General features: G+C 71.5%; 11 protein-coding genes. 9 read left to right on the plus strand and 2 right to left on the minus strand.

Features of this window, described 5'->3' with window-relative positions; genetic code table 11:
- Positions 1-436: 436 nt before the first annotated feature.
- Positions 437-1,234: a hypothetical protein gene (locus ACFVYN_RS40255; protein ID WP_390007671.1), complete on the plus strand. Its 798-nt coding sequence runs from the start codon at positions 437-439 to the stop codon at positions 1,232-1,234.
- Positions 1,235-1,289: 55 nt separating this feature from the next.
- Here the strand turns inward: ACFVYN_RS40255 and ACFVYN_RS40260 are convergent, their stop codons facing one another.
- Positions 1,290-2,582: a DUF1015 domain-containing protein gene (locus ACFVYN_RS40260; RefSeq protein WP_390007654.1), complete on the minus strand. Its 1,293-nt coding sequence runs from the start codon at positions 2,580-2,582 to the stop codon at positions 1,290-1,292.
- A 72-nt stretch (positions 2,583-2,654) separates the two neighbouring features.
- On the opposite strand from ACFVYN_RS40260, the gene ACFVYN_RS40265 reads away from it, so the two are divergent.
- From ACFVYN_RS40265 to ACFVYN_RS40280, 4 genes are all read left to right on the plus strand, one after another.
- The gene (locus tag ACFVYN_RS40265; protein WP_390007657.1) at positions 2,655-3,683 is read left to right on the plus strand and encodes an HAD-IIA family hydrolase; all 1,029 of its coding nucleotides are present in this window, start codon (positions 2,655-2,657) and stop codon (positions 3,681-3,683) included.
- A gap of 90 nt (positions 3,684-3,773) precedes the next feature.
- The gene (locus tag ACFVYN_RS40270; RefSeq protein ID WP_390007660.1) at positions 3,774-4,817 is read left to right on the plus strand and encodes a FecCD family ABC transporter permease; all 1,044 of its coding nucleotides are present in this window, start codon (positions 3,774-3,776) and stop codon (positions 4,815-4,817) included.
- Entirely contained in the window at positions 4,814-5,851 is a 1,038-nt protein-coding gene (locus tag ACFVYN_RS40275; protein WP_390007662.1) for a FecCD family ABC transporter permease, read from the plus strand. Before ACFVYN_RS40270 ends, ACFVYN_RS40275 begins: the two co-directional genes overlap by 4 nt.
- Positions 5,848-6,735 carry an ABC transporter ATP-binding protein gene (locus ACFVYN_RS40280; protein WP_390007664.1) on the plus strand — a complete coding sequence of 296 codons (888 nt, stop codon included), beginning with the start codon at positions 5,848-5,850 and terminating at the stop codon, positions 6,733-6,735. The genes ACFVYN_RS40275 and ACFVYN_RS40280 overlap by 4 nt, the downstream gene beginning before the upstream one ends.
- Here the strand turns inward: ACFVYN_RS40280 and ACFVYN_RS40285 are convergent.
- A complete protein-coding gene (locus tag ACFVYN_RS40285) occupies positions 6,719-7,066 on the minus strand; it encodes an SCP2 sterol-binding domain-containing protein (protein WP_390007665.1) in 348 nt (115 codons plus the stop codon). The genes ACFVYN_RS40280 and ACFVYN_RS40285 overlap by 17 nt on opposite strands.
- 42 nt (positions 7,067-7,108) lie before the next feature.
- Between ACFVYN_RS40285 and ACFVYN_RS40290 the strand changes: the two genes are divergently transcribed.
- From ACFVYN_RS40290 to recN, 4 genes are all read left to right on the plus strand, one after another.
- Positions 7,109-7,411, plus strand: a complete 303-nt coding sequence (locus tag ACFVYN_RS40290) for a hypothetical protein (RefSeq protein ID WP_390007667.1) — start codon at positions 7,109-7,111, stop codon at positions 7,409-7,411.
- 7 nt (positions 7,412-7,418) lie between these two features.
- Entirely contained in the window at positions 7,419-8,234 is an 816-nt protein-coding gene (locus tag ACFVYN_RS40295) for a TlyA family RNA methyltransferase (protein ID WP_390007669.1), read from the plus strand.
- On the plus strand, positions 8,231-9,136 hold the full coding sequence (locus tag ACFVYN_RS40300) for an NAD kinase (RefSeq protein ID WP_352390814.1): 906 nt from the start codon (positions 8,231-8,233) through the stop codon (positions 9,134-9,136). Before ACFVYN_RS40295 ends, ACFVYN_RS40300 begins: the two co-directional genes overlap by 4 nt.
- Positions 9,137-9,326: 190 nt before the next feature.
- Entirely contained in the window at positions 9,327-11,045 is a 1,719-nt protein-coding gene (gene recN, locus ACFVYN_RS40305) for a DNA repair protein RecN (protein WP_390007673.1), read from the plus strand.
- Positions 11,046-11,100: the final 55 nt, after the last annotated feature.

The raw sequence follows: 11,100 nt of genomic DNA on the forward strand, positions 1-11,100 counted from the left end.
GGGAGACCGTGGGGATCGCGGTGGCTTCCGCCGCGACGACAACCGCGGCAGCTACGAGCGCCGTGACGATCGCCGGGATGACCGGCGGGACGACCGACGTGATGACCGTCGGGGTGATGACCGCGGGGACCGTGGTGGCTTCCGTCGGGACAACGACCGTCCTGGTGACAACCGCGGCGGTGGTTACGTCCGGCGGGACGACAGCCGTGGCGGTAGCTATCCCCGACGTGACGACAACCGGGGTGAGCGCGGTGGCTTCCGCCGTGACGAACGGCGGGACGACCAGGGCGGCCGCGGTGGGCCCCGTAGGGACGACCGTGGTGCGCGACCCGCTGGATTCCGCGGGCGGGACGACCGGCGCGGTGGCGACGACCGGCGTGGCGGTGGCGCGCGTTTCCGCGATGACCGGGACCGCGACCGCGAGCCGATCAAGCGGCTGCCGATCCCGGAGGACGTCACGGGCGACGAGATCGACAAGGACGTACGGCAGGAGCTGCAGAGCCTGCCGAAGGGGCTCGCGGAGGATGTCGCCAAGAACCTGGTGATGGTCGCCCGGCTCATCGACGAGGACCCCGAGGGTGCCTACGGCTACTCGAAGGTGGCCCTCCGGCTCGCGTCGCGTGTCGCGGCCGTACGAGAGGCGGCCGGGTTCGCGGCGTACGCCAACCAGAAGTACAGCGAGGCGCTCGCCGAGTTCCGGGCCGCGCGGCGGATGACCGGACACGTGGAGCTGTGGCCCGTCATGGCCGACTGCGAGCGTGGGCTCGGGCGGCCGGAGAAGGCGCTGGACATGGCCGGGGCGCCCGAGGTGCACAAGCTGGACAAGGCCGGGCAGGTGGAGATGCGGCTCGTCGCCGCCGGTGCCCGGCGTGACTTGGGGCAGCTGGACGCGGCCATCGTGACGTTGCAGAGCCCCGAGCTGGCCTCCAACTCGGTGCAGCCGTGGACCGCGCGGCTGCGGTACGCGTACGCCGACGCGCTGCTCGCGGCCGGTCGTGAGGGCGAGGCACGGGAGTGGTTCGCCAAGGCCGTGGAGTCCGACAAGGACGGCAGCACCGACGCGTCCGACCGGCTCGCCGAGCTGGACGGGGTCGAGTTCGTCGACGCTTTCGTCGAGGCTGAGGACGAAGGCGACGAGAGCGACGAGGTTGTCGGTGAAGCCGCCGAGAAGGCCGTAGAGGACGAGGACGCTGACGACGACGAAGACGGTGTCGAAGGCGACCTCAAGGACTGACGTGTGCCGTCGGTGAACAAAGGGGCGGGATCCCGAGATCCCGCCCCTTTGTGCGTCATACGTCCAGTGTGCGCAGGACCAGGCCCGAGGCCGGTTTCGGGCCGAACGACGTCGACTTGCGGGGCATCGTGACGCCCTGGCGGGCCAGGTCGCGGACCACGTCCTCACGGACCGGGTGCATCAGGACCGCCGTGCCGCCGTCGCGTTCCGCCTTCTCGACCGTGGCGGCCGTGTCGTGGATGTAGGCGATGCGGGCGGGGTCGTCCTCGGGGACGCGCCAGAGGTGGGCGAGGAGCGTGGCGTGCAGGACCGTCGCGTCCAGGGTGCGCCAGGCGGTGGGACGGTCCGTGGGGATCGTGCGGGACAGCAGGGCCGGGTCCGGGCGGTCCACGAGGTGGAAGGCGCCGTCGCCGGCGAGGAGGAAGGCGTTGCCCGCGCAGGCCGCGTCGGCGAGGGCGTCCAGGGCCTCGGCGAGGGGCATGTCGAGGCGCTCTACGCGGAAGAGGCCGTCGAGGAGTGCCAGGGACCGGGAGACCGGGAGGTCGTGCAGGAGGCGGTGGATGGCTCGCACGCGGAGGGGGTAGCGGGCCGTGTCGACGAGGAGGACGAGGCCGTGGTCCCAGGGGCTGGGGGAAGGGTGCTCCGCGCGTAGGCGGCGGTAGGTCGCCCAGCGGTGGTGCCCGTCGGCGATGAGGGCCTGGTGCCGGCTCAGGTCCGACCGGATGCGGGCCACTTCGGCGGGGTCGGTGATCGACCACAGGCGGTGGCTGTAGCCGTCCTCGGTGGTGGTGGCGAGGAGTGGGGGCTGTCCGGCCGTGCGTTCGATCGCGGTCGTCGTGACGGACTCCGTGCCGTTGCCGCGGTAGGTCAGCAGCAGGGGTTCCAGGTTGGCGGAGGTGGCGCGCATGAGGGCCGCGCGGTCGGCTACGACGTGGGGCATGACGTCCTCGTGGGGCAGGACCACGCCCTCCGACGGCTCCGACAGGCGCAGGGTGCCGATGATTCCGCGCTGGAGCAGGCCGGCGCCGTCCTGCTGTTCGTAGACGTACAGGCCGGGCTCCGGATCGGCGGCCAGGATGCCCTCGGAGAGCCAGCCGCGCAGGGTGCGGGCCGCCTGCTCGTTGCGTTCGGCCGGGGTCGTCGCCTGCGGGAGGATCAGCCGGACGATGTTGTACGGGTCGTTGGACTGGAGCTGGTGCAGGCCGTCAGGGCGGACCACGACGTCGTACGGCGGTGATGTCACGGCGGCCAGGCTGCCGACCCGGTCGGGGTCGTAGCGCAGGCCTCGGAACGGGGTGAGTTCCAGGCCTCGGCGCGCTGTTGCTTCCGGGTGACCTGCTGTGTTCATCCCGGCATCGTACGGGTGTCAGTGGCATGGGGGATGATCGGGGGAAAGCCGTCGAACGAGGAGCGATGCGGAATGAGCCAGCGCGTGAGGACGAGGCCCGAGGGCAGTGGGCAGGCCCTGAGCGAGGCGTACGACACCGCGCTGCTCGACCTGGACGGGGTGGTGTACGCGGGCGGGAACGCGATCGCGCACGCGGTCGAGTCGCTCGCCACCGCGCGCGAGGGCGGGATGCACCTCGCCTATGTCACCAACAACGCGCTGCGCACGCCCGACGCCGTGGCCGAGCACCTCACCGAGCTGGGCATACCGACGGGGCCCGATGACGTCATCACCTCCGCCCAGGCGGTCGCGCGGCTGATCAGCGAACAGGTGCCGGCCGGTTCCCGGGTCCTCGTCATCGGTGGTGAGGGGCTGCGGGTGGCCCTGCGCGAGCGGGGGCTGGAGCCGGTGGAGTCGGCGGACGACGATCCGGCGGCGGTCGTGCAGGGCTTCGGTGGGCCGGACCTGCCCTGGGGGCGGTTCGCGGAGGCCAGTTACGCCGTCGCGCGCGGGGTGCCCTGGTTCGCGTCCAACACCGACCTGACGATTCCGAGCGGGCGGGGGATCGCGCCGGGCAACGGCGCCGCGGTGGAGGTCGTGCGGATCGCGACCGGTGCCGAGCCGCAGGTCGCGGGCAAGCCGTTGCCTCCCATGCACCGGGAGACGATCCTGCGCACCGGCGCCGAGCGGCCGTTGGTGGTCGGGGACCGGCTGGACACCGACATCGAGGGCGCGTTCAACGGCGAGGTGGACTCGCTCCTCGTGCTCACCGGTGTCACCGACGGCGCCCAGCTGCTGGCCGCGCCGCCGCAGCACCGGCCGACCTACGTGGACGCCGATCTGCGGGGGATGCTCACCGGGCAGCCGGAGGTCACCGACGCGGGAGAGGGCTTCCGGTGCGGGGGGTGGACGGCAACGGCCGGGGAGGCGCGGCTGGAACTCGACGGGGACGGCGAGGCCCTGGACGGTCTGCGGGCACTGTGCGCGGCGGCCTGGACGGCGGCCGGGGAGGGTGTGTGCGAGCTGGACGGGGGGAAGGCGCTCGCCAGGCTGGGGTTGTGAGGCGTGGGGGCGGGCAGGCGTTCCTGTGAGTCCGGGACCACCCACGCCTCAGGAGCCTGACTGATTAGCAGGGTAGGCTAACCTAACTACGTGTTGGTCGACAGTCCTCCCGAACAGCGCGCGGAGACCGCCCCCGCGCCCCCAACCCGCCGGGCGATACGAGTCCTTGGGCTCCTCGTCTCCGTCGTGATCCTGGTGCTCGTCGCGACGGCGAGCATCGCGGTCGGGGCGAAAGGGCTGTCCGTGGCACAGGTCTGGCACGGACTGTTCCAGGACACCGGGACCTACGGCGACGTCGTGGTGGCCGACCGGCTGTCGCGGACCGTCCTCGGGCTGCTCGCGGGCGCCGCACTCGGCCTGTCCGGGGCGGTGCTCCAGGCCCTCACCCGCAATCCGCTGGCCGACCCCGGGCTGCTCGGCATCAACGCTGGCGCGTCCGCCGCGGTCGTCACCGCGATCACCTTCTTCGGCGTCACCTCGCTCAGCGGCTATGTGTGGTTCGCCTTTCTCGGCGCGGCCGCGGTGGGCGCCCTGGTCTGGTTCCTGGGCGGCAGCCGGGGTGCCACTCCGGTGCGGCTCGCGCTGGCCGGTACGGCGATCAGCGCGGCGCTGTACGGCTATCTCCAGGCCGTCATGATCACCGACGACCAGGCGCTGAACAAGATGCGCTTCTGGACGGTCGGTTCACTGTCCTCGGCGAGCAACTCGACCATCTGGCAAGTGCTGCCGTTCCTCGCGACCGGTTCGCTCCTCGCCCTCGCGCTCGCCCGGCCGCTCAACGCGATGGAGATGGGCGACGACACCGCGAAGGCCCTCGGCGCCAACCTCAACCGCACCCGGGCGCTGGCCATGCTCTCCGCGACCGTGCTGTGCGGGGCCGCGACCGCCGCCTGCGGCCCGATCGTGTTCGTCGGCCTGATGGTGCCGCACATCGTGCGCTCCTTCACCGGCCCCGACCTGCGCTGGATCCTGCCGTACGCGACCGTCCTGTCGCCCGTGCTGCTGCTGGGCTCCGACGTGATCGGCCGGATCGTGGCCCGGCCCGCGGAGCTTCAGGTCGGCATCGTCACCGCGCTCATCGGCGGGCCGGTCTTCATCTTTCTCGTGCGACGGCGGAGGACGGCCCAGCTGTGAGGACCAACCGTGTCATCAGGACCCCCGGCGGGCTCTCCCTCCGGCTGGACGTCCGGGCCACAGTCGTCGTCGCCCTGATCCTCCTTGCCGCACTCACCGCGAGCGTCGTACTGATCGGAACCGGCGACTTCCCGATCCCCGCCGGGGACGTGCTCAAGACGCTGCTCGGGAACGGCAATGCCGGGCAGGAGTTCATCATCAACGAACTGCGGCTGCCGCGGGTCCTCGTCGGACTCCTGGTCGGCGCCTCGCTCGGGCTCGGGGGCGCGCTCTTCCAGGCCATCTCCCGCAATCCGCTGGGCAGTCCGGACGTGCTCGGGCTCTCGCAGGGAGCGACGGCCGGGGCGCTCACGATGATCGTGCTGTTCTCCGGAAGCGCGACCCAGGTCACCGTGGGCGCGCTGGTCGGCGGACTCGTGACCGGGTTCGCCATCTATCTGCTCGCCTGGAAGCAGGGCGTGCACGGGTACCGGCTGGTCCTGGTCGGCATCGGTGTCTCCGCGATCGTCACGGCGGTCAACGGCTATCTGCTGACCAGGTCCACCCTCACCGAGGCCGCCCAGGCGGTCGTCTGGATGACCGGCTCCCTCAGCGGCCGGGACTGGACACAGGTCTGGCCGCTGCTGTGGCTGTGCGCCGTCCTCGTCCCGCTCGTCCTCGCCAACGCGCGCGGCCTGCGGATGATGGAGATGGGCGACGACGTGTCCAACGCCCTCGGGGTGCGGGTCGAACGCGTACGGCTGTTGCTGCTGGTCGCCGCCGTCCTGCTCACCGCCGCCGCCACCGCGGCCGCCGGACCGGTCAGCTTCGTCGCGCTCACCGCTCCGCAGCTGGCCCGCCGCCTCACCCGCTCGCCCGGCCCCAACCTGCTGCCGTCCCTGTGCATGGGCGCGACCCTCCTGGTCACCGCCGACTGGATCTCGCAGAAGGTCTTCGGCGCGGACCAGCTGCCCGTCGGCGTGGTCACCGGAGTCCTCGGCGGCGTCTATCTGCTGTGGCTCCTGGTCACCGAGCGCAGGGCGGGCCGGATATGACCGCCGAGACCGTCCTCACCAGCGGACTGAACAACCCAAGGAGCACCGTGAACCGCCTGTCCGCCGACACCGTCACCCTCGCCTACGACCAGCGCGTCATCGCCGAGCAGTTGTCGGTGGAGATACCCGACCACTCCTTCACGGTGATCGTCGGTCCCAACGCGTGCGGCAAGTCCACACTCCTGCGGGCCCTGTCGCGGATGCTCAAGCCCAGCCAGGGCAAGGTGCTGCTCGACGGGCAGGTCATCCAGTCGATGCCGGCGAAGAAGGTCGCCCGCACCCTGGGTCTGCTCCCGCAGTCGTCGATCGCGCCGGACGGGATCACCGTCGCCGACCTGGTCGGCCGCGGCCGATACCCCCACCAGGGCATCCTGCGCCAGTGGTCCACCGAGGACGAGCGGGTCGTCCAGGAGTCCATGCGGCAGACCGGGGTCGCGGAACTCGCCGAGCGGTACGTCGACGAGCTGTCCGGCGGCCAGCGGCAGCGGGTGTGGATCGCGATGGCGCTCGCCCAGCAGACCCCGCTGCTGCTCCTCGACGAGCCGACGACCTACCTCGACATCCAGCACCAGATCGATGTCCTCGACCTCTGCGCCGAACTGCACGAGGAGCAGGGCCGCACCCTGGTCGCCGTCCTGCACGACCTCAACCACGCGGCCCGGTACGCCACACACCTCATCGCGCTGAAGAGCGGGAGGATCATCGCCGAGGGTGCCCCGAACGACATCGTCACCGCCGAACTGGTCGAGGAGGTCTTCGGGCTGCGCTGCCAGGTGATCGACGACCCGGAGACGGGGACACCGCTGGTGGTGCCTGCCTCGCGGAAGGCACGCGTACGCGTGGAGGCCGGCAGCGGGACGGCGGGCGCTACAGAAGCTTCCTGAGCTGGAACAGATCCCTGAGGCCCGCCTCCAGCTTCACCCGGCCCGAGCCCCAGGCCTTGGCGAAGTTCAGCTCGCCGTTCACCAGAGCCACCAGGTCGTCACCGGACATGCCCAGCCTGATCTGGGCCTTCTCCTGCGGAGGACCCTGCAGGGTGTCGTGCACCACGATCCGGCCGCCCGTCATCCGGCCGACGAAGGTGACGTCGAGATCGGTGATACGGCAGCTCACCGAGCGGTCCATGGACGCTGCCGTGGCGGCGTCCCCCTCGGCGTTGCGCATGTTGTCGGAGAGCTTCTCGAGTGCGGCGCGGCACTCCTCGATCGTGGCCATCGCGATCGACGGTACCCCAGCGGTTCGGGGTAGCGTCTGGGCATGAGCGACGCAGTTCCAGAGCCTTCACAAGAGGGCCCGGTCGAACCCGCGGGGTACGACCCGGCCGGCCCCGCCCCTGTGAACGTTCCTCGCATCCCCACCGGCAACGCCGAGGTCGACGCCCAGCTGGAGCGGCTCGGTGATGCCGACCACCTCGCCACCGACGGACACATCGAGGTGTACGAGGATGTACACCGGGGGCTGCGCGACGCGCTCACCGCGCTCGACGCCCGCCCGGGACCGCCGGCGCCCTCACCGTCGTATGACCAGAGGGCGCCCTCACCCTCGTATGGCAGGAGCTGAACCGAACGTGGCAGGAGTCGCACGCAACCGTCTGGACGCGGAGCTGGTCCGCCGGAAGCTGGCGCGCTCGCGCGAGCACGCCGGCCAGCTGATCGCGGCCGGGCGGGTCACCGTCGGCAAGACCGTCGCGACCAAGTCCGCCACCCAGGTGGAGACTGCGGCCGCGATCGTGGTGCAGAGCGACGACAGCGATCCCGGCTACGTGTCCCGGGGTGGGCACAAGCTCGCGGGCGCCTTTGAGGTGTTCGTACCGAGGGGGCTGGTCGTCGAGGGGCGGCGGGCGCTGGACGCCGGGGCCTCCACCGGCGGCTTCACCGATGTGCTGCTGCGGGCCGGGGCCGCGCACGTGGTCGCCGTCGACGTCGGCTACGGACAACTCGCCTGGTCTCTGCAGAGCGATGAACGCGTCACCGTCAAGGACCGTACGAACGTACGCGAGTTGACGCTCGAAGCGATCGATGGGGAACCAGTGGATCTTGTCGTGGGGGATCTGTCCTTCATCCCGCTCGGACTGGTACTGCCCGCCCTGGTGCGGTGCGTGAAGCCGGACGCCGATCTGGTGATGATGGTGAAGCCGCAGTTCGAGGTGGGGAAGGAACGGCTGGGCAGCGGGGGAGTCGTACGGAGCACGCAGCTGCGGGCGGAGGCCGTGCGGGGAGTGGCCGGGAAGGCGGGGGAACTCGGGCTCGGGGTGAACGGGGTCACGGCCAGCCCGTTGCCCGGACCCTCGGGCAACGTCGAATACTTTCTGTGGCTGCGTGCCGGGGCGCCCGCCCTGGACCCGGCCGATGTCGACCGTGCAGTGGCGGAGGGGCCCCGTTGAGCCAGAACCGAGCTCGTACTGTTTTCCTGCTCGCCCACACCGGGCGGCCCGCGGCCATCCGCAGTGCCGAGCTGGTCGTGAAGGGGCTGATGCGCTCCGGGATCGGCGTGCGCGTCCTCGAGTACGAGGCGGCCGACCTGCCGCTGCCGCCCGAGGTGCAGCTCGTCAAGGAGGCGACTCCGCAGTGCCTCGAAGGGTGCGAGCTGCTCATCGTGCTCGGCGGTGACGGGACGCTGCTGCGCGGTGCCGAGTTCGCCCGCGCCTCCGGGGTGCCGATGCTGGGCGTCAACCTCGGCAGTGTCGGCTTCCTCGCGGAGGCCGAGCGGGACGATCTCGACAAGGTTGTCGACCGGGTCGTGACCAAGGCGTACGAGGTCGAGGAGCGGATGACCGTCGACGTCGTCGTTCACCGGAACGGGGACATCGTCCACACCGACTGGGCCCTCAACGAGGCCGCCGTGCAGAAGGCCGGTGCCGAGAAGCTCCTCGAGGTCGTGCTGGAGATCGACGGGCGGCCGGTGACGGGGTTCGGGTGCGACGGGATCGTGCTGTCCACGCCCACCGGGTCCACGGCGTACGCGTTCTCCGCGGGCGGTCCCGTGGTGTGGCCCGAGGTGGAGGCGCTGCTGATGGTGCCGATCTCCGCGCACGCGCTGTTCGCGAAGCCGCTGGTGACCTCGCCGAACTCGGTGCTGGCCGTGGAGCTGCTGCCGCATATTCCGCCGGGTGTGCTGTGGTGCGACGGGCGGCGGACCTTCGAGTTGCCGCCGGGGGCGCGGGTGGAGGTGCGGCGGGGGGCTGTGCCGGTGCGGTTGGCTCGGCTGCACCATGCGTCCTTCACCGACCGGCTTGTGGCGAAGTTCGCGTTGCCGGTCTCTGGATGGCGGGGTGCGCCGCATTAGCGCTCTGTAGGGGGTGGCGGCTCGGGAGAGTTGTGCGACTCGCCGCCGTCTGTGACTGATCGTGCCCACGCGGCGGAGCCGCAAATCGATACAGCCCCGCGCCCCCGCAGGGCGCTTCCCTCCCCTGGGTGACAGGGTGCCTCGCACATAGCCACCCGGACCTCGTAAGGTCTTCACCGTGCTGGAAGAGATGCGGATACGGTCCCTCGGAGTCATCGATGACGCCGTCGTCGAGCTGTCACCCGGGTTCACCGCTGTCACCGGTGAGACCGGTGCGGGCAAGACCATGGTGGTCACCAGCCTGGGGCTGCTGCTCGGTGGGCGGGCCGACGCGGCGCTCGTGCGGATCGGTGCCGAGAAGGCGGTCGTGGAGGGGCGGATCACCGTGTCCCCGGGCGACTCCGTCGTCGTACGGGCCGAGGAGGCGGGGGCGGAGCTCGACGACGGGGCGCTGTTGATCAGCCGTACCGTTTCCGCCGAAGGGCGGTCCCGGGCGCATCTGGGGGGCCGGTCGGTGCCCGTGGGGGTGCTCGCCGAGCTCGCCGACGAGCTGGTCGCCGTCCACGGGCAGACCGACCAGCAGGGGCTGCTCAAGCTGAACCGACAGCGGCAGGCGCTCGACCGGTACGCGGGTGACGCCGTCGCCGTGCCGCTGGCCAAGTACACCGAGGCCTACCGTCGGCTGCGGGCCGTCTCCGTCGAACTGGACGAGATCGTCACGCGTGCGCGTGAGCGGGCCCAGGAAGCCGACATGCTGCGGTACGGGCTCGACGAGATCGCCGGCGTGGAGCCTCGGGCAGGAGAGGACGTCGAGCTGGCCGAGGAGGCCGAGCGACTCGGGCACGCCGAGGCGCTGTCGTCAGCCGCCACGGCCGCTCATGCGGCCCTCGCCGGGAACCCCGAGGATCCCGAGGGCATCGACGCCGCGACGCTCGTGGCGGGCGCTCAGCGGGCTCTGGAAGCCGTACGGTCGCACGACCCGGCCCTGTCGGCGCTCGCCGACCGGATCGGGGAGATCGGCATCCTGCTGGGCGATGTGGCCGGGGAGCTCGCGGGGTACGCCGACGACCTGGACGCCGATCCGCTGCGCCTGTCGGCCGTCGAGGAGCGGCGGGCCGCGCTCACCGCGCTGACGCGGAAGTACGGCGAGGACGTGGCCGCCGTGCTCACGTGGGCCGAGCGCAGTGCCGCACGACTGACCGAACTGGACGGTGACGACGAGCGGATCGACGAGCTGACCGCCGAGCGGGACGCGCTCAGGGCCGAACTGGGCGGGTTGGCGCAGGCCCTGACAGATGCGCGCACCGATGCCGCGGAGAGGTTTGCGGCGGCGGTGACGGCAGAGCTGGCGTCGCTGGCGATGCCCCACGCGCGCGTGTCCTTCGCCATCCGGCAGACCGAGGACCCGGACGGCGTGGAGGTCGGCGGGCGCGCGGTCGCGTACGGGCCGGCCGGCGCCGACGAGGTCGAGCTGCTGCTCGCCCCGCACCCGGGCGCTCCGCCGCGGCCCATCGCCAAGGGCGCGTCCGGTGGTGAGCTCTCGCGCGTGATGCTGGCCGTCGAGGTCGTCTTCGCCGGGACCGACCCGGTGCCGACGTACCTCTTCGACGAGGTCGACGCGGGTGTCGGCGGCAAGGCGGCGGTCGAGATCGGGCGGCGCCTCGCGCGGCTCGCGAAGACCGCGCAGGTCGTGGTGGTGACCCACCTGCCGCAGGTCGCGGCCTTCGCCGACCGGCAGTTGCTGGTCGAGAAGACGAACGACGGGTCCGTCACCCGGTCCGGTGTGAAGGTGCTGGAGGGCGAGGAGCGGATTCGGGAACTGTCCCGGATGCTCGCCGGGCAGGAGGACTCGGAGACGGCCCGGGCGCATGCGGAGGAGTTGCTGGCCACGGCCCGGTCGGACGCGTGAGGGGGTGAAAGCTGCTACAGATTTTCTAGTCATTCATAGTCATCCCTAGTCATGT

The organism is Streptomyces sp. NPDC058307, assembly GCF_042880295.1.
GTDB lineage: Bacteria > Actinomycetota > Actinomycetes > Streptomycetales > Streptomycetaceae > Streptomyces.

Coding starts and splice junctions, on each gene's coding strand:
- ACFVYN_RS40260 (WP_390007654.1), bottom strand. CDS start 2,582: ATGAACACAGCAGGTCACCCGGAAGCAACAGCGCGCCGAGGCCTGGAA.
- ACFVYN_RS40265 (WP_390007657.1), top strand. CDS start 2,655: ATGAGCCAGCGCGTGAGGACGAGGCCCGAGGGCAGTGGGCAGGCCCTG.
- ACFVYN_RS40280 (WP_390007664.1), top strand. CDS start 5,848: ATGACCGCCGAGACCGTCCTCACCAGCGGACTGAACAACCCAAGGAGC.
- ACFVYN_RS40285 (WP_390007665.1), bottom strand. CDS start 7,066: ATGGCCACGATCGAGGAGTGCCGCGCCGCACTCGAGAAGCTCTCCGAC.
- ACFVYN_RS40290 (WP_390007667.1), top strand. CDS start 7,109: ATGAGCGACGCAGTTCCAGAGCCTTCACAAGAGGGCCCGGTCGAACCC.
- recN (WP_390007673.1), top strand. CDS start 9,327: ATGCGGATACGGTCCCTCGGAGTCATCGATGACGCCGTCGTCGAGCTG.